At 75.1% G+C, this 17590-nt stretch carries 15 protein-coding genes; 11 read left to right on the forward strand and 4 right to left on the reverse strand.

The window, feature by feature from the left end; all coding sequences use genetic code 11:
- Window positions 1–32 precede the first annotated feature (32 nt).
- On the forward strand, window positions 33–764 hold the full coding sequence (locus PED38_RS10710; protein WP_270981194.1) for an HAD family hydrolase: 732 nt from the start codon (window positions 33–35) through the stop codon (window positions 762–764).
- Here the strand turns inward: PED38_RS10710 and PED38_RS10715 are convergent, their stop codons facing one another.
- A complete protein-coding gene (locus PED38_RS10715) occupies window positions 765–1457 on the reverse strand; it encodes a GntR family transcriptional regulator (RefSeq protein ID WP_270981195.1) in 693 nt (230 codons plus the stop codon).
- A gap of 148 nt (window positions 1458–1605) precedes the next feature.
- On the opposite strand from PED38_RS10715, the gene PED38_RS10720 reads away from it, so the two are divergent.
- The 3 genes from PED38_RS10720 to atzF are packed head-to-tail and all read left to right on the forward strand — an operon-like array spanning window position 1606 to window position 5539.
- Entirely contained in the window at window positions 1606–2994 is a 1389-nt protein-coding gene (locus tag PED38_RS10720; RefSeq protein ID WP_270981196.1) for a purine-cytosine permease family protein, read from the forward strand.
- Complete coding sequence (gene biuH / locus PED38_RS10725; protein WP_270981197.1) at window positions 2991–3743, forward strand: biuret amidohydrolase; 753 nt, start codon at window positions 2991–2993, stop codon at window positions 3741–3743. The genes PED38_RS10720 and biuH overlap by 4 nt, the downstream gene beginning before the upstream one ends.
- Window positions 3740–5539: an allophanate hydrolase gene (gene atzF / locus PED38_RS10730; protein WP_270981198.1), complete on the forward strand. Its 1800-nt coding sequence runs from the start codon at window positions 3740–3742 to the stop codon at window positions 5537–5539. Before biuH ends, atzF begins: the two co-directional genes overlap by 4 nt.
- Here atzF and PED38_RS10735 read toward each other — a convergent pair.
- Both PED38_RS10735 and PED38_RS10740 read right to left on the reverse strand, forming a co-directional pair.
- The gene (locus PED38_RS10735) at window positions 5518–6975 is read right to left on the reverse strand and encodes a glycosyltransferase 87 family protein (protein ID WP_270981200.1); all 1458 of its coding nucleotides are present in this window, start codon (window positions 6973–6975) and stop codon (window positions 5518–5520) included. The genes atzF and PED38_RS10735 overlap by 22 nt on opposite strands.
- 187 nt (window positions 6976–7162) lie before the next feature.
- Window positions 7163–8446 (reverse strand): uracil-xanthine permease family protein, encoded by a 1284-nt coding sequence (locus PED38_RS10740; RefSeq protein WP_270981202.1) that lies wholly within the window; start codon window positions 8444–8446, stop codon window positions 7163–7165.
- Window positions 8447–8626: 180 nt separating this feature from the next.
- On the opposite strand from PED38_RS10740, the gene PED38_RS10745 reads away from it, so the two are divergent.
- From PED38_RS10745 to PED38_RS10765, 5 genes are all read left to right on the forward strand, one after another.
- The gene (locus tag PED38_RS10745) at window positions 8627–10609 is read left to right on the forward strand and encodes a M13 family metallopeptidase (RefSeq protein WP_270981203.1); all 1983 of its coding nucleotides are present in this window, start codon (window positions 8627–8629) and stop codon (window positions 10607–10609) included.
- A 13-nt stretch (window positions 10610–10622) separates the two neighbouring features.
- A complete protein-coding gene (locus PED38_RS10750; RefSeq protein ID WP_270981205.1) occupies window positions 10623–11540 on the forward strand; it encodes a serine hydrolase in 918 nt (305 codons plus the stop codon).
- A 109-nt stretch (window positions 11541–11649) separates the two neighbouring features.
- Entirely contained in the window at window positions 11650–12402 is a 753-nt protein-coding gene (locus PED38_RS10755) for a histidine phosphatase family protein (RefSeq protein ID WP_063071498.1), read from the forward strand.
- 77 nt (window positions 12403–12479) lie between these two features.
- A complete protein-coding gene (locus tag PED38_RS10760) occupies window positions 12480–13463 on the forward strand; it encodes a 1,4-dihydroxy-2-naphthoate polyprenyltransferase (RefSeq protein ID WP_270981207.1) in 984 nt (327 codons plus the stop codon).
- Window positions 13464–13502: 39 nt separating this feature from the next.
- Window positions 13503–14738, forward strand: coding sequence for a cation:proton antiporter domain-containing protein (locus PED38_RS10765; RefSeq protein ID WP_063071500.1), 1236 nt, complete (start codon window positions 13503–13505; stop codon window positions 14736–14738).
- A gap of 52 nt (window positions 14739–14790) precedes the next feature.
- On the opposite strand, the gene PED38_RS10770 is transcribed toward PED38_RS10765, so the two are convergent.
- Entirely contained in the window at window positions 14791–15183 is a 393-nt protein-coding gene (locus PED38_RS10770; RefSeq protein WP_270981210.1) for a DUF4229 domain-containing protein, read from the reverse strand.
- Between the two features lie 116 nt (window positions 15184–15299).
- Between PED38_RS10770 and PED38_RS10775 the strand changes: the two genes are divergently transcribed.
- Window positions 15300–15734, forward strand: a complete 435-nt coding sequence (locus PED38_RS10775; RefSeq protein ID WP_063071502.1) for a PLD nuclease N-terminal domain-containing protein — start codon at window positions 15300–15302, stop codon at window positions 15732–15734.
- A 4-nt stretch (window positions 15735–15738) separates the two neighbouring features.
- A complete protein-coding gene (gene menD, locus PED38_RS10780) occupies window positions 15739–17520 on the forward strand; it encodes a 2-succinyl-5-enolpyruvyl-6-hydroxy-3-cyclohexene-1-carboxylic-acid synthase (protein WP_270981212.1) in 1782 nt (593 codons plus the stop codon).
- Window positions 17521–17590: the final 70 nt, after the last annotated feature.

The raw sequence follows: 17590 nt of genomic DNA on the forward strand, positions 1-17590 counted from the left end.
GCGCGTCGCGCCGGCCGGAGCACGATGGATCCATGGCCGACACCTCCTCCATCCCGCCCGCCGTGCTCTTCGACATCGACGAGACCCTCATCCACACGGGCGGCTCCGGCGCCCGCAGCTGGGCGATGGCGTTCCGTGACCTGCACGACGTGGAGGCCGACATCGGCGAGCACTCGTCGGCGGGGGAGACGGATCCGCAGGTCGGCGCCGCGACGTTCCGCGGAGTGATGGGCCGGGATCCGGAGTCCGCCGAGCTCGCGCGCCTCTACGCCTCCTACCTGCGGCACCTCGCCGACGACATCCGCGTGTCCGAGGGCTACCGCGTGCTCGACGGCGCGGAGGCGCTGCTCGACCGGCTCGCCGACGCGGGCGTCGTGCTCGGCGTCGTCTCGGGCGCGATGGAGGGCGCGGCCCGCACGAAGATGGAGCCCGCCCGGCTCGGCCGGTTCTTCGTGTTCGGCGCGTACGGATCCGACTCGCCCGACCGCGTCGACGTCGTGCGCCGCGCGATCGCGACCGCCGGCACGCTCCGCGGCGACGAGCCCGCGCGCGACGAGGTGCTCGTCGTGGGCGACACCCCGAACGACATCACCTCCGCGCACGACGCGACCGCGACCGCGGTGGGCGTGGCGAGCGGGCACTACTCGGCCGAGGAGCTGCGCGACGCGGGCGCGGATCTCGTGCTCGACTCCCTCGAGGACCCGGCGCTGGAGCGGCTGCTCGGGCTCGGGTCCGACGGATCCGTGGACGGCGCTGCTAGCTAGCTAGCCGGCCGCCCGGTCGTCGGCGGCGTACGCCTCCGCGCGCACGAGCGCCTCGAGCGCCGCGCACGCGTCGACGCGCGTGGCGTCGATGTGGCGACGCGCGAGATCCGCCGCCCGGGCGCCCTCGCGCCGCTCGAGGAGGGCGACGAGCTCGCGGTGGTCGGCGAGCGAGTCGGGCCGGCGGGCGGCGGCCGTGGGCAGGTAGTGGAAGCGCACGCGCTTCGACATCGACTCCACGACGGCGGCGAGCGTGCTGTTCTGCGAGGCGCGCGCGACGGCCACGTGGAAGTCGTGGTTGAGGCGGGCGAGATCGGCCGGATCCGAGGTCTGCTCCTGCAGGCGGAGGACGCGCGCGAGCTCGCCGAGGTCGTCGGCCGTGCGGCGCTGGGCGGCGAGCTCCACGGCCTGCGGCTCCACGAGCGCCCGCGCCTCGAACAGGTCCACCAGCTCCGACAGCACGCGAGGCCGCACCGACACGCCCTCATGCGGCCGGTGCACGACCCACCCGTCGGCCTCGAGCGCGCGCAGCGCCTCGCGCACCGGGATGTGGCTCGTGCCCGTGCGGCGGGCGATGTCGTCGGCCTTGACGCGGGAGCCGGGGGCGAGCGCACCACCGAGGATCTCCTCCTCGAGCAGCACCCGCACGCGCTCCGCGGCGCCGACGCGGGAGGGGACCGGGGCGGGAGCGGGCATGCGCTCGATTATAGGATCCGCCGCCACGGCACCACCCAGACGTGTTTCACATCCCGGAAACACAGGCGAAACGCGCGTGTGCGGCCGGGCTGTTCCTATAGGACGCAGCCGGATCCCCCGCCGGCGCCACCCGATCCCAGGAGAACCCATGTCGCTCCCCGCCGCCCCGCCGGTCGCGCGCCACGCCGACGGCGCCGTCCCGGATCCCGCCGACCGCCCCGTCTTCTCGGAGTACGAGTCGGAGCCCGTGCCCCCGCACGCGCGCCGCCGCACCGCATCGGTCGCGGCCGTGTGGCTGGGCTTCCCGATGATCCTCACCTGCGCGGTGTTCGGCGGCCTCGTCGTGCACTCGCTCGGGTTCTGGACGGGCATGGGCGCCATCGCGGTCGGCACGCTCGTGCTCATGGTCTACGTCGGCGCGCTGAGCTACCTCGCCGGCCGCAGCGGCGAGAGCTTCGCGCTCATGGCGATGCGCACGTTCGGCGCCAAGGGCTACGTCGTCCCGGCGGCGTTCCTCGCCACGGTGGTCATCGGCTGGTTCGCGTTCCAGACGGGGCTCACCGGATCCACGCTGCACGGCTCCCTCGGCTGGGACCAGACGACGACGACGCTCGTCGCCGGCATCCTGTTCGTCGCGGTGACGCTGCTCGGCATCCGCGCGCTCTCCTGGATCGGCGTCATCGCCGCTCCCCTCTACCTCGTGCTCGGGGCGGTCGCCATCGCGATCGTCGCGACCCGGCCGGGCGCGGAGCTGCAGTCGGCGCCGGCCGGCGGGGCGGGCGCGCTGAGCTTCGGCGCCGCCGTCACCCTCGTCGTCGCGCTGTTCGCCGACTCGGGCACCATGACCGCCGACTTCACGCGCTGGGCGCGCTCGGGCCGGCAGGCCGTGCTCGCGTCGCTCGCGGCGTTCCCGTTCGGCAACGCGATCGCGCTCGTGGTCGGCGGCCTCATCGTCGCCCTCGGCGGCGCGACCGATCCGGGCACCGCGGGCGGCGACTTCCTCGGGATCCTCGTGGCGCAGGGCGGCGCGCTCGTGCCGCTCGCCGTGCTGTTCGTGGTCGTGAACCTCGGATCCGTCTGCGCCCACTGCCTCTACAACGGCGCGGTCGGCTGGAGCCAGCTCACGGGCATGAGGATGCGCCGCACGACCCTCGTGCTCGGCGCGGTCGGCGTGGTGCTCGCGGTCGCGGGCATCTGGACCTACTTCGAGGTGTGGCTGAACCTGCTCGGGGTGATCGTGCCGCCCATCGGAGCGGTGCTCATCGTCGACCAGCTGCTGCTCGCACCGCGTCGGGCGGCGGCCTCCGCTGCCGGCACCGCGTCCGCCTCCGTTCGCGGCCCGTGGCGCGCGCCCGCGTTCGTCGCCTGGATCGTGGGGGCCGGTGCCGCGCTCGCGGCCCACGCCTACGCCGACTTCCTCTCCACGGCGGTCGTGGGCCTGGTCGTCGCCGCGATCGCGCTCGTCGCCGCCGACGCGCTGGGACGCGTGCGCGCCCCGCTCGGCGCGGCCGTCGAGGCGGGGGAGGTGCGCTCGTGAGCATCGCCGCCACCACCGCCGTCGCACCCGTCGCCGGCACCACGTCCGTCGCCGCGGACCCGTACGCCTGGCCCTACGACGGCGCCGTCGACGTGGCGCGCACCGCCGTGGTCTGCATCGACTGGCAGGTCGACTTCTGCGGCGTCGGCGGCTACGTCGACCGCATGGGCTACGACCTCGCGCTCACCCGCGCCGGCCTCGCGCCCACCGCCCGGCTGCTGGAGCGGGTGCGGGCGCTCGGCATGACCGTGATCCACACCCGCGAGGGCCACCGGCCCGACCTCTCCGACCTCCCGGCGAACAAGCGCTGGCGCTCGGAGCGCGCCGGCGCCGAGATCGGCAGCGTCGGCCCGTGCGGGCGGATCCTCGTGCGCGGCGAACCCGGCTGGGAGATCGTCCCCGAGGTGGCCCCGCTCCCCGGCGAGCCCGTGATCGACAAGCCCGGCAAGGGCGCGTTCTACGCCACCGACCTCGACCTGGTGCTGCGGGCGCGCGGCATCGACCGGCTGATCCTCACGGGCATCACCACCGACGTGTGCGTCTCGACCACGATGCGCGAAGCCAACGACCGCGGCTACGAGTGCCTGGTGCTCTCCGACTGCACGGGGGCCACGGACCCGGCGAACCACGACGCGGCGCTGCGGATGGTCACGATGCAGGGCGGCGTGTTCGGTGCCGTCGCGTCGTCCGACGACGTGCTGGCGGCGCTCGCCGGGGCGGGCCGCGTCGGATCGGAGGCCCGCGAGTGAGCGGGGGCATCGGCGTCCCCGGCGTCCCCGGCGTCCCCGCGCTGCCGCTCGTCGGATCCGCCTCCGTCGTCGACCGCGTGCGCGCCGCCTACGCGCGCATCGCCGAGGTCGACCGGCCCGAGGTGTGGATCACGCTGCTCGACCGCGCGGACGCCCTCGCCCGCGCCGCCGACCTCGACGATCGCATCGCCCGGGCCCCGGCGGGATCGCTGCCGCTCGCGGGCTGGCTCGTCGCCGTCAAGGACAACATCGACGTGGCCGGCCTGCCGACGACCGCCGCGTGCCCGTCCGCCGCCGCCGCGCCCGAGGTCGACGCGCCCGCCGTCGCCCGGCTCCGGGAGGCCGGCGCCCTCGTGATCGGCAAGACCAACCTCGACCAGTTCGCCACCGGCCTCGTCGGCACGCGCAGCCCCTACGGCGCCGTGCGGCACGCGACGCGTCCCGACCGCATCTCGGGCGGATCCAGCTCGGGCTCCGCGGTCGCCGTCGCGCTGGGCCTCGTCGACGTGGCGCTCGGCACCGACACGGCCGGATCCGGACGCGTGCCCGCGGCCCTGCACGGCCTGGTCGGGATCAAGCCGACGCTCGGCCTGGTGCCCACCACGGGCGTCGTCCCCGCCTGCCGCTCCTACGACACCGTGAGCGTGCTCGCGGCCGACCTCGCCACCGCGCAGCGCGCGCTCGCCGAGATGGTCGGGCCCGACGCCGCGGATCCCGCGAGCCGCGACTGGCCGTCCACCACCCGGCTCGCGCCGCGCGGCGTCCCCGTCGTGGGCGTGCCCGCGGAGCACGACCTCGCGCCGCTCTCGCCCGGCGCCCGCGCGGCGTTCCAGCAGGCGGTCGCGCGGATGCGCGACTCCGGCGCCGTCGTCGAGACGGTCGAGCTGGGGCCCTTCCTCCGCGCCGCGCTCCTCCTCTACGAGGGCGCGCTCGTGGCCGAGCGCTGCGAGGCGGCGGGGCCGTCGGTGCTCGCGGACGCGCCGGACCTGGATCCGACCGTCGCCGGCATCGTGCGCGGCGCGCTCGGGATCCCCGCGCACCGGCTCGTGGAGGACCGCGCGCTCCTCGAGCGCCTGCGCGTCGCCGCGTGCACGGTGTTCGACGCCCCCGGCGACGCGCGCCGCGGGATCGACGCGCTGCTCCTGCCGACCACCACCGAGCACCCCACGCTCGCCGAGGTCGCCGCCGAGCCGGTCGCCGTCAACGCGCGCCTCGGCACGTACACGAACTTCGTGAACCTCTTCGACCTGTGCGCGGTCGCCGTGCCCGCGGGCGAGGCGGACGGATCCCCGTTCGGCGTGAGCCTCGTCGCGCCCGCCTTCGCCGACCAGGTCGTGCTGGATCTCGCCGGCCGGATCACGGGCGATCCCGCTCGGCCCGCGCTCCTGCCGACCGACGCGGTCGACGTGGTCGTGTTCGGCGCGCACCTCGGCGGCCAGCCGCTGCACCGCCAGCTCAGCGAGCTCGGCGCGCGCTTCTCCCGCGACGTGCGCACGAGCGCGGCGTACCGCATGGCCCACCTCCCGGGTGAGCCCGCGCGCCCCGGCGTGACCCCGGCGCCCGACGGCGACGGCACGCCGCTCGCGGGCGAGGCGTGGACCCTCACGCGCGCCGGCCTCGCCGCGTTCCTCTCCGGCATGGTCCGCCCCATGGCCCTCGGCCCGGTGGAGCTCGACGACGGCACGCAGGCGATCGGGTTCCTCTGCACCGACACCGCGGGCGCGCCGGACATCAGCGCGCACGGCGGGTGGCTGCGGTACCTGGCGTCCCGCGGTCAGGCGGTCCCGGGCTCCTGATCCGCGGGGGCCGTCCGCCACGGGCTGAGCTCGTGCGCGGTGGCGGCCGCGGGGGACGCGGTCGGCGTCGCCCCCGGGACCCCCGGGACCCCGGGGACGGGCGGCACGCCCGGCGCCCGCGACACGCCCGCGCTCGCCCCGTGGGATCCGTGTCCGCGTGCCGCCCGTCCCGCGCGCACCCGCGCCGGCCCGTCCGTCGCCGTGCCGCGCAGCCGCACGAGCTGCACCACGGCGACGCCGAGGAGCACGATCTCGCCGAGGTCGCGGAGCGTGATCACCCCCACCATCACCGGGACCGCCTCGAGCAGCAGCACGTACGCGTAGGGGTAGACCAGCTGCGTGAGCGCGGCCACGACGAGCCCGAGGCGCGCCGCGAGGGCCGTGCCGGGGGCGTGGCGGTCGTGCACGAGCATCACGATGATCGGCACGGCGAACCACGAGACGTACTGCGGCGAGCCGACCTTGTTCGTCACGATGAGGACGGCGACGAGCGCGAGCGACAGCGGCCCGATGAGCGCGGCGGGGGAGGCGCCGCGGTGGTGCGCGCGGATCCCGAGCAGCGTCACGACGAGTACGACGCCGAGCATGATCGGCGTGAGCGCGGCCGCGACGGCGTCCACCCCGGGCCCCGCGACCTGGAACGTGATGATGCCCAGGTCGTCGTACACGCGGTACCGGTCGTCGCCCGCGACGATGCGCCACAGGTGGTACAGCGCCGCGGTCGACTCGACCTGCAGCCCGCGCCCGGTCTGCTGGCCCACGAAGCCCAGCACGTTCGCGCCGCTGCCGAGGGCGAGGGATCCGGCGACGACCACGGCCGTCGTGCCGAGCGAGACCGCGACGACCGTGCCCCGCGCCAGTCCGCGGCGGGCGATCACGGCGGTGAGCAGCAGCGCCGCCGGCCACACCTTCACCCAGGCGCCGATGGTGAGGAGCGCGGAGGCGAGGGCGGGCCGGGTCGCGAGCACGAGCAGGCCGGCGAGGGCGAGGGGCACGGTGACCGCGTCGATCCGGCCGAGCGAGATCGGCCCGAGCGCCACGAGGAAGCCGAGCCACCACGCGGCGGGGGCGAGGCCGCGGCCGCGGCGGATGCGGAGGAGCAGCGCGAAGGCGGCGGCGTCGAGCAGGGTGATCAGCGCGAGCCACACCGTGCCGAAGAACGCGGTGCCGCCGAGGAGCGAGACGAGCATGGGCGCCGCCGCGAGGATCGGGTACACCCACGGCAGGTCGAGGCCCACCCGGCCGCCACCGGCCATCCCCTCCTGCATCCAGATGCGGTAGATGCCCGTCACGTCGCCGAGCGCGGAGGTGGGGCCGATGAGGTTGAGCGTGATGAGCCAGAGGTGGCAGAGCGCGAAGGCCAGCCACGGGCGTGCCATGATGCCGGCGGCCGGCGGCCGGACGGCATGCGACGCGAGCGACTCGTCCGCGGTCACCGGGCGGCGCCCTCTCGGCGCGCAGGCGGGTGCATGTCGGGTGGTTCTCCTGCGGTCGGGACGGACGGGGACGCGGCCCGCGGGGGCCGGAGCCCGGCTCGCGGACGCCCGTGGTGCGGGCGGCGCTCTCGCGATGGTAGGCCACGCGGTCGTCGCCCTGCCGTGAGCGGACGAGTCGCCCGCGCGGTCAGGCGGTGCCGCGCAGCCGCGCGACGGTGCTCATCACGTGGTAGATCACGATCGCCGCGACCGTCCCGAGCGCGATGCCGTTGAAGGAGACGTCGCCGAGCGTGAAGGTGAAGGGCGCGATCGCGACGATGAGCGCGGTCGCCGCCGTGAGCTGGTTGACGGGCTTCGAGAAGTCCACCCTGTTGTCCATCCAGATCTTCACGCCGATGATCCCGATGAGGCCGTACAGCGCGGTCGTCACGCCGCCGAGCACGCCCGCCGGGATCGTGTCGATCACCGCGCCGACCTTGGGCGACAGGCCGAGCAGCACGGCGAACGTGCCGGCCACCCAGTACGCGGCGGTCGAGTAGACGCGCGTGGCGGCCATCACGCCGATGTTCTCGCCGTAGGTCGTGGTGCCGGATCCGCCGCCGAGGCCCGCGAGCACGGTCGCCAGGCCGTCGGCGAGCAGCGCGCGACCGGTGAGCCTGTTGACCGATCCGTCGGTCATCTGCGCGACGCCGCGGATGTGGCCCACGTTCTCCGCCACGAGCACGAGCACCACGGGCAGGAACGCGGGCAGCAGCGCCCAGAACTGGGGCGTGAACTGGGGCGCGTGGAACTCGGGCAGCCCGATCCACGCCGCCGCCTCGAGCTTCGAATAGTCGATCTCCTGGCGGATCGCCGCCACGGCGTAGCCGACGACCACGCCGAGCACGATGGAGAGCCGGCCGAGGATCCCGCGGAACAGCACGGTGGAGAGGATCACGACGGCGAGCGTGATGGTCGCCGTCACGGGTGCCTTGACGAAGTTGTCGCGCGCGGCCGAGGCGAGGTTGAAGCCGATGAGCGCGACGATCGCGCCGGCGACGACGGGCGGCAGCAGCGCGTCGATCCAGCCGGTGCCGGTGAGCTGCACGATGCCGCCGATGACCGCGAGCATCACGCCGACCGCGACGATGCCCGCGAGCGCCGCCCCGATCCCGCCGCCGCCCGCCGCCGTCGCCGCGTTGGCCGCGCCGATCGGCGCGATGAACGCGAACGACGAGCCGAGGTAGCTGGGCAGCCGGTTCTTCGTGAGAACCAAGAAGAGGATCGTGCCGAGCCCGGAGAAGAACAGCGTCGTCGTGGGCGGGAAGCCCGTGAGCGCGGGCACGAGGAAGGTCGCGCCGAACATCGCGACGACGTGCTGCATCCCGAGCCCGATCGTGCGGGGCCAGGTGAGGCGCTCGCCGGGGCCGACGACCGCGGACGCGTCGACCGCCTTGCCGTCGCCGTGGAGGGTCCAGATCTGTCGGGCCATGCTCGCCTGCTCTCGCGCGGGTGTGTGGGGAGACGCCCCGATCGGCGAGCGTACCGACGCCGTGTTGCGGCGGCGTTTCGCGGGGCGGCTCCGGCCCGGGCTCCGGCGGACCGGCTCGACCGCCGGTCCCGCTCCACCGCTCCCGGGACGCGCGCGGGAGACGCCCCTAGGCTCGTGCCCATGAGCGCCGAGACACCTCCGACCGGGATCCGCACCGACGAGCTGGACGCGGGGGTCCGGCCGCAGGACGACCTCTACCTCCACGTGAACGGGCGCTGGCTCGAGCGCACCGAGATCCCCGACGACAAGGCCCGCTGGGGCTCCTTCCACCAGCTCGCCGAGGCGGCCGAGGAGGCCGTGCGCGTGATCATCGAGGAGGCCGTCGACGCCGAGCCCGGCACCGAGGAGCGCCGGTTCGGCGACCTCTTCACGAGCTTCATGGACGAGGAGCGGGTCGAGGCGCTCGGCGTCGAGCCGATCCGCGACCAGCTCGATCAGGCCGCCGCCGTCACCGACGTCCCGTCCTTCCTCGCGACCCTCGGCCGCCTCGAGCAGACCAACGTGAGCGGCCTCCTCGGCCTCTTCGTCGACAACGACCCGGGCGATCCCGAGCGCTACGTCGTGCAGGTCGAGCAGGGCGGCATCGGCCTCCCCGACGAGAGCTACTACCGCGAGGAGGGTCACGCGGCCGTCCGCGACGCGTACCGCGCCTTCGTCGAGCGGATGCTCGGCCTCGCGCAGCTCGACGACCCCGCGGGCCGCGCCGACCGGATCCTCGACCTCGAGACCCGCATCGCCGCCGCCCACTGGGACAACGTGCGCACCCGCGACAGCCAGGCCACCTACAACCTCGTCACCTGGGCCGAGCTCCGCGACCTCGTCGCGAAGGCCGCCGGCGCCGACCTCGACGTCTGGCGCGACGCCTTCGAGGCGCCCGCCGCCGCGCTCGACGAGCTCGTGCTCCGCGAGCCGTCGTTCGCCGAGGGCCTCGGCGCGCTGCTGACCGATGCCGAGGTTCCCGCGCTCCGCGACTGGCTCGCCTGGCAGGTCATCCGCTCGAACGCGGCGCTGCTCCCGAAGGCGTTCTCCGAGGCGTCCTTCGACTTCTACGGCCGCACGCTCACGGGCGCGCCCGAGCAGCGCGTGCGCTGGAAGCGCGGCGTCTCGCTCGTCGAGGGCGCGATGGGGGAGGCCATCGGCCGCATCTACGTCGACCGCCACTTCTCCCGCACCGCCAAGGCCGAGATGGACGTGCTCGTCGGCCACCTCGTGGAGGCGTACCGCGACTCCATCTCCGGCCTCGAGTGGATGACCGCGGAGACCCGCGGCCGGGCGCTCGAGAAGCTCGAGAAGTTCACCCCGAAGATCGGCTTCCCCGACCGCTGGCGCGACTACTCCTCGCTCGAGATCGACCCGACCGACCTCGTGGGCAACGTGCGCGCGACCGCCCGCTTCGAGACGCGCCGCGAGCTCGCGAAGATCGGCGCCCCGCTCGACCGCGACGAGTGGTTCATGACGCCGCAGACCATCAACGCGTACTACAACCCGGGCTTCAACGAGATCGTGTTCCCGGCCGCGATCCTCCAGTTCCCGTTCTTCGACGAGGAACGCGACCCGGCCGCGAACTACGGCGCGATCGGCGCGGTCATCGGCCACGAGATCGGCCACGGCTTCGACGACCAGGGCTCGCGCTACGACGGCGACGGCCGCCTCACCGACTGGTGGACCCCGGCCGACCGCGCGGCGTTCGAGGAGCGCACGGCGTCGCTCATCCAGCAGTACGACGCGCTCGTGCCGGCGCAGCTCACGGGCGACGACGCGCCGCACGTGAACGGCGCCCTCACCATCGGCGAGAACATCGGCGACCTCGGCGGCCTCTCCATCGCGTGGAAGGCGTACCTGATCTCGCTCGAGGGCGCCGAGCCGCCGGTCATCGACGGCCTCACGGGAGCTGCGCGCTTCTTCCTCTCCTGGGCGCAGGCCTGGCAGCAGAAGGGCCGCGACGCCGAGGTGATGCGCCTGCTGGCCATCGACCCGCACGCGCCGAACGAGTTCCGCTGCAACCAGATCGTCCGCAACATCGACGCGTTCTACGCGACGTTCGACGTGCAGCCGGGCGACGGCCTGTGGCTCGACGAGGACGCCCGCGTCACCATCTGGTGACGCGCGTCCGGCGATGACGGATCCGACGCACGGGCCGGGCGGCGACGCCCCGGGCGCCCGCCACGCCGGCGGGGGCCCGGCGCGGCACCGCGGCGGCGAGACGGCGGCCGCGTTCCGCAGCGCCTTCCGCGCGCTCGGCGGGCTGGCCCTCGACGGCATGCGCGTCGCCGCCCGCGCGACCGACCTCGACACCGGGGAGGTCGTGCTCGCGGTCGACGACCACGTCGCGCTGCCCGCCGCGGGCCTCGGGCGCGTGCTCCTGCTCATCGAGCTGTCGGCGCGCATGACCGCGGGCGACCTCTCGCCGCTGCACCTGGTGGACCGCCTGCCGGAGGACGAGGGCGGCAGCGCGGGCCTCTGGCGGCACCTCGTGGTGCCGTCGCTGCCCGCGACCGACCTCGGGTCCCTCGTCGGCGCGACCGGCGATGCCGCGGCCACCAACGCGCTCCTCCGGCTCGTGGGCCTCGGCGCCGTGCGCGCCCGCGCGGAGTCGCTCGGCCTCCGGCGCACGGCCCTGCTCGACTTGGCGCGCGGATCCCGGGGGCCGGACGACGCGCCGCAGCTCTCCGTCGGATCCGCCCGCGAGCTCGCCTCGCTCTTCTCCTCGCTCGTGCACGGCGAGGTCGTGGACGAGGAGACGAGCACGCGCGTGGTGGGCTGGCTCGCGCTCAACACCGACCGGTCGCTCGTCGCGGCGTCCTTCGGGCTCGACCCGCTGGTCGAGCGCGGCGGCGAGCACGGGGTCGTGGTGGTCGACTGCACCGGGGTGGACGCGGGCGTGCGCGCCGAGGCGGGCGTGCTCCGCGGGCCGCGCGGCGCGGTCGCGTACGCCGTCATGGTGCACTTCGACGACGCCGACCTCCCGGCCCGGCTCGCGGTGCGCGACGCCCTCGGGATCGTCGGGCTCGACCTCCTGGAGCACGTGCACTGAGCCCGGCTCCCCGCGGCCGACGGACCCGGCGCCCACCGGCCGCGGATCCGCCCGGGCGTAGAGTCGGATGTCGCCCGCCACCCGCCCGGACGACGGAGGAGACCCCCGCATGACCGGCATGAACCCCGCCACCGCCAAGCGCCTCGCCCGCGACGACGTCGCGCCCGTGTACGCGGAGGTGGATGCGGCCATCGCGCGCGCCGAGATCCCCGGCACCCCGGAGTGGCAGGAGAAGGTCCGCGGCCGCATCGTCATGGTGCGCCACGGGCAGACCGAGTGGAGCGTCAACGGGCGCCACACCGGCACGACCGACATCCCCCTCACGGAGACGGGCGAGGAGCAGGCGCGCGCGGTCGGCGGCGTGCTGGCCGGCACCGACTTCGGGCTCGTGCTCGCGAGCCCCCGCTCCCGTGCGCAGCGCACGGCCGAGCTCATCGGCTACGGCGACCAGGCCGAGGTCGACGACCGGCTCGTCGAGTTCGACTACGGCGCGTACGAGGGCCGCACCACCGCCGACATCCAGTCCGAGCGCGGCCACTGGGATCTCTGGACCGACGGCGTCCCCGCGGGCGACACCCCCGGCGAGACGTCGCAGCAGGTCCGCGACCGCGTCCTCCAGGTGCTCGAGCGCGTGCTGCCCGTGCTCGAGTCCGGCCAGGACGTGCTGCTCGTCGCCCACGCGCACGTGATCCGCGCGCTCGCCGTCGCGTGGGTCGGCCTGCCCGCGGAGGCCGGCGGGATCCTCACCCTCTCCACCTCCACGCTCAGCGAGCTCGGCTTCGAGCACGGCCGCCACGCGATCATGCGCTGGAACTGCCCGGCCGACGGTTGGGCGCCGTCGCCCGTGGGCGGCAGCCGCTAGGCCAGCATCGCAGCCGACCGTGGCCCGGGATCGCGGGTCGCGGTCGCGGAGCACCCCGCCGCGTAGGATCGCCCCTCGTGGCACAGAAGAAGAAGCGCACCCGGCAGGCCCCCTCGAACTCCGCCCGAACCCGTCCGGGATCGCCCGCGGCGGCGCACTCGGGGAACCCGGCGAAGGCCCCGAAGGCCACCGCGCGCGACTGGATCTCCGGCGCCCGCATCCGCACCCTCCCGCTCGCCGTCGCCCCCGTCGCGATCGGCGCCGGGGCCGCCCGCGCGCTCGGCCCGGACGAGGGCGTCTCCCTCGGCCTGGTGCTCCTCTGCCTCGCCGTCGCGGTGCTGCTGCAGATCGGCGTCAACTACGCCAACGACTACTCCGACGGCGTCCGCGGCACCGACGACGTGCGCGTCGGCCCCGCCCGCCTCACCGGATCCGGCGCCGCGAAGCCCCGCACCGTGCTCACCGTGGCGCTCGCGTTCTTCGGTCTCGCCGCGGTCGCGGGCCTCGCGATCGTGCTCATCACCGGCCATTGGTGGCTGCTCGCGGTCGGTGCGGTCGCCATCGTCGCGGCCTACTTCTACACGGGCGGCAAGCGCCCCTACGGCTACGCGGGCCTCGGCGACGTGGTGGTCTTCGTGTTCTTCGGCCTCGTCGCCACGGCGGGCACGCAGTTCATCCTCATCGGCATGATCACGGGCGAGGGCTGGCTGGGCGGCGTCGCGGCCGGCGGGTTCGCGGCGGCCGTGCTCATGGTCAACAACATCCGCGACATCGAGCAGGACGGGAAGGTGGGCAAGCGCACCCTCGCGGTGCGGCTCGGCCCGCGCGGCTCGCGGATCGTCTACTGCATCGAGATCGCGATCGCCTACGCGGTCGTGGCCTTCTTCTTCCTCTTCTACCCGAAGGCGCTGCTGGTGCTGTTCACGCTCGTGCTGGCGCTGCCGGCCGCGATCATCGCGTGCACCGGCCGCACCCCGAAGGAGCTGATCCTCTCGCTGCAGCTCACGAGCATGGCCGCCCTCACGTTCGGCCTCGGGCTCGGGGCGGCGTTCGCGTTCTGACGTCGGCCGCGCGGCGCGCGTCGGCCGCTACTGTCAGGGGTGATCGCTCTCCTCCTCGTGACCGGCGCCCTGCTCATCTGGGCCGTCACGCACCGTCGCCTGCGCCGCATCGCCGTCAGCGGTCCGCTGCTGATGGTCATCCTCGGCGCCGTCGCCGGCTGGTTCGTCGTCGGGGAGAGCGCCCTGTTCTTCGACTCCGACGCGGCGCTCGTCGTCGCGGAGGTGGTCCTCGCCCTCCTCCTGTTCGTGGACGCCATCGACGTGAAGGGCCCGCCGCACGCCGTCCTCAGCGCGATCCCCGTGCGCCTGCTCTTCATCGCCCTCCCGCTGTCGTTGGCCTGCATCCTCGCGGTCGGCATCGCGCTCCCGCTCGGCCTGTCGCTCCCCGTCATCCTGGCCATCGCCTGCATCGCCACGCCCGTCGACTTCGCGCCCGAGACCTCCATCGTCCGGGACGCGCGCATCCCCGCCCGGGTTCGGCGGTGGCTGAACATCGAGAGCGGATACAACGACGGACTCGTGACGCCCGTGCTGCTCGCCGCGCTCGCGCTCGTGAGCCAGACGTCCGCGCGTCCCGAGAGGGATGCCGTGGCCGCGTTCCTCGCCGCCGCACCCGCGGGTCTCATCGCGATCCTCGTCGGCGGGCTGGTGGGGGTGGGAGGCGGCCGGCTGTTCCGCGTCGCCCGCGCGAGGGGCTGGGCGGACTCGCAGAGCATCCGCATCGGGTTGCTCGCCCTCCCCATCCTGACCTTCGCGTTCGCGCACGAGGTGCACGGGAACGGCTTCGTGGCCGCCTTCGTCTGCGGCGTGGCCTTCCGCCTGGCGCGGGGTCGGGAGTGGGACGAGCACAGCGAGAAGCCGCTCGTGGAGGACGTCACGTCGTTCCTCACGCTCCTGCTGTGGTTCGCGTTCGGGATCGCCGCCCTGGTGCTGTCCAGCGGCGCCGTCGACTGGTGGCCCGCCCTGCTCCTCGCGCTGTTCGCCCTCACCGTCGGACGCTTCGTCCCGGTGATGGTCGCGCTCATCGGCACGCGCTCCACCCGACGCGACCGGATCTTCATGGCCCTGCTCGGCCCCCGCGGCGCCGCGTCCATCGTCTTCGGGCTCATCGCGTTCAACGCCCTCGGCGGGTCCGACGGCTACGACGTGCTCGCGGCGACCAGCTTCATCATCGTGGGGAGCCTGCTGCTCCACGGCATCGGCGGCCCGCTGCTCATCAGCCGGTTCTACGGCACCAGGGCGGAGGCGGAGGCGAGGGCCGCGCGGCCGGGGTGATCATCCCGGTGCGCCCCGGAGGCGGGTGACGACTCTGCGCGGCGGACCGGCGTCAGCTGCGCTCGGCCTCGCCGTCGGCGCGCGGCTTCGCGGCGGCCTCGCCGTCGGCGCGGGGCTTCGCCGCGTCCACGGCCTCGGCGGGGGATGCGGTGCCGGCGGATGCGGGCCCGCCGGCCCGGCGCTCGGCCGCGTCGATGGCGGCGTCTTCGCTGTCGTCGTCCTCGACGGGACGGCGGCGTCCGGCGGCGACGGCCGCGAGATCCGCCGCCATGGCCTCGCGCTGCGTGCGCAGGAAGATGTAGGACCCGCAGAACGACACCACCGCGCCGATGACCGCGGCCAGCGGCCACAGGTCGGCGTTCACCGCGACCACGAGGCCGAACGGGATCGCGAACATGAGCACGCGGAGGACGGTGTAGACGAGCCAGTAGCGACGGGAACTCACCGGGCCAGCATAGGTCGGGCGCCTGGGCGGGACCCCGGCCAGGCGCACAGCTCGCATGCCCTTCCCGCCCGCTGGACGCCCGGCATCCTCCCCGGTTGCGGAGCTACCATCGACAGATGCCCCGCCTGCTGATCGGTCTCGCCGTCGTGATCGTGTTCTTCACGGTCTTCGTCATCGTGGACACCGCGATGACGCCGCGGACCCGCATGCGCGGCCTCCCCAAGCCGGCGTGGATCGCCGTGGTCGTCCTCGTGCCTGTCATCGGCGGCATCCTCTGGCTCACCGTCGGCAAGGACCGAACCGACCTCGCCCGCTCCTCCGGCCGTCGCCTCGGCCCGGACGACGACCCCGACTTCCTCTCGAACCTCGGCCGCGCCCGCTCGGAGCAGGAGCGCATCCGCCGCCTCGAGCAGGAGCTCGCTGACCTCGACAGCGACGGCGCCGGTCCCGACGCCGACGGCCCCGCGTCCTCGGGCGGCACGGGCACGGCCCCGCGCCCGAGCCCCGATGGCGACGAGGACCGCGGCGCCCCCGGTCGCCGGGACTCCTGACCCGGTGACCGCCGCCGACTCCCTCCCCGTCCCGTCCGCCGTCGCCCCGCCCCGCACCGGCAACCCCTCCACCGACCGCGCGCTCGCGATGCTGCTGGCGCTCGTGCGCGAGGGCGTCACCGACGTGGTGCTCTGCCCCGGATCCCGCTCCCAGGCCCTCGCGCTCGTCGCCGCCGAGCTGGAGCGCGTCCACGGCGTCCGCCTGCACGTGCGCATCGACGAGCGCGCGGCCGCGTTCCTCGCGCTCGGCCTCGGCGTCGAGTCCGGCCGGCCCGCGCCCGTCATCACCACCTCCGGCACCGCCGTCGCGAACCTGCACCCGGCCGTCCTCGAGGGATGGCACTCGGGCGTCCCGATGCTCCTGCTCACGGCCGACCGGCCCGCCGAGCTCCGCGGCATCGCCAGCAACCAGACCACGCGGCAGCCGGGCATGTTCGGCGAGCGCGTCGCGTGCGTCGACGTGCCGGCGCCCGAGGGCACCGACGACGACCTCGCGCAGGACGCGCGCATCGCCCGCGACGCCTACCGCCGGGCGCGCGACGAGCGCACGCCCGTGCACGTGAACGCGGCGTTCCGGGATCCGCTCTCGGTCGCGGTGCCCGACCTCGCCGAGGCCACCGCGGAGGCGCGCGCCGCTGCCGCCGCCGCTGACGTAACCGCCGTTGCCGCCTCCGCTGACGCACCCGCGACCCCGCCTGCCGCCGACGTCCTCGACCTCCCGCACGGCCCACGCACGCTCGTCGTCGCCGGTCACGCCGCGGGCGAGGCCGCCGAGGAGCTGGCGCGCGCCGGGGGATGGCCGCTCGCCGCGGAGATATCCAGCGGATCCCACTTCGGCCCGAACCTCGTCGTCTCCTTCCGCGAGCTGCTCGCCCGCCCCGGCTTCGGCGACCGCGTCGAACGCGTGATCGTGTTCGGCCACCCCACGCTCACGCGCGAGGTCCCGCTGCTCGTCGGGCGGGAGGGCGTCGAGGCGATCGTCGTCGGATCCACCGGCGGCGAGGACTACGACCCGCGCCACCGCGTCACCGCTCACCCCGCCGCCGTGCGCGTGGTCGGCGAGCCCGCGGATCCGGCCGACGCCCGGCGCTGGCTCGGCACCTGGGTGCAGGAGAGCCGGGCGATCCTCGACGCGGCCACCGCCGCGGAGTCCACGCCGCGCGTCCCCTCCGGCACCACGCCCGCCGAGCGTCGCGACTTCGCGAAGGCCGAGCTCGCCGCCGTGCGCGCCGACGTCACGCGCCGCAGCCTGGTGCGCGCCGTCTGGCAGGCCACCTGGCCGCACGACCGGCTCGTGCTCGGGGCGTCGCGCCTCATCCGCGAGGCCGACCGCGCGCTCCCCGGCAAGCGCGTGCGCGTGCACGCCAACCGCGGGCTCGCGGGCATCGACGGAACCATCTCCACGGGCCTCGGCATCGCGCTCGCCTCGCAGGCCGGATCCGGCACGGCCGCCGCGGGCGTCACGCGCGTGCTCGTCGGCGACCTCACGCTCCTGCACGACGTCGGCTCGCTGCTCCTCGGCACGGGCGAGCGGGTGCCGCGCATTCAGGTCATCGTCGGCAACGACGGCGGCGGCACCATCTTCGACGGCCTCGAGGTGTCCCGCACGGCCGCTCCCGACGCCATCGATCGCGTCATGTTCACGCCGCAGCGCGTGGACCTCGCGGCCCTCGCCCGCGCCTACGAGTGGACGCACCTGCGTGCCGCCACACACGGGGAGCTCGAGGCGGCGCTCACGACCGCGTCGGATGCGCCGCTGCTCATCGAGGTGCCGCTGGTCCGGTAGCGGGTCGGCCAGGGTCCGCGACGCCTCGCCGGTACCGTCGGAGGGCGGGCGCCGACCCGCGCGATCGGGG

The sequence above is a fragment of the Clavibacter sp. CT19 genome, from assembly GCF_027858075.1.
Lineage (GTDB): Bacteria > Actinomycetota > Actinomycetes > Actinomycetales > Microbacteriaceae > Clavibacter > Clavibacter tessellarius_A.

What these genes read in the sequence shown, in the direction of transcription:
- PED38_RS10710 (WP_270981194.1), top strand. Translation starts at nt 33, where the DNA reads ATGGCCGACACCTCCTCCATCCCGCCCGCCGTGCTCTTCGACATCGAC.
- PED38_RS10715 (WP_270981195.1), bottom strand. Translation starts at nt 1,457, where the DNA reads ATGCCCGCTCCCGCCCCGGTCCCCTCCCGCGTCGGCGCCGCGGAGCGC.
- PED38_RS10720 (WP_270981196.1), top strand. Translation starts at nt 1,606, where the DNA reads ATGTCGCTCCCCGCCGCCCCGCCGGTCGCGCGCCACGCCGACGGCGCC.
- PED38_RS10740 (WP_270981202.1), bottom strand. Translation starts at nt 8,446, where the DNA reads ATGGCCCGACAGATCTGGACCCTCCACGGCGACGGCAAGGCGGTCGAC.
- PED38_RS10745 (WP_270981203.1), top strand. Translation starts at nt 8,627, where the DNA reads ATGAGCGCCGAGACACCTCCGACCGGGATCCGCACCGACGAGCTGGAC.
- PED38_RS10750 (WP_270981205.1), top strand. Translation starts at nt 10,623, where the DNA reads ATGACGGATCCGACGCACGGGCCGGGCGGCGACGCCCCGGGCGCCCGC.
- PED38_RS10755 (WP_063071498.1), top strand. Translation starts at nt 11,650, where the DNA reads ATGACCGGCATGAACCCCGCCACCGCCAAGCGCCTCGCCCGCGACGAC.
- PED38_RS10775 (WP_063071502.1), top strand. Translation starts at nt 15,300, where the DNA reads ATGCCCCGCCTGCTGATCGGTCTCGCCGTCGTGATCGTGTTCTTCACG.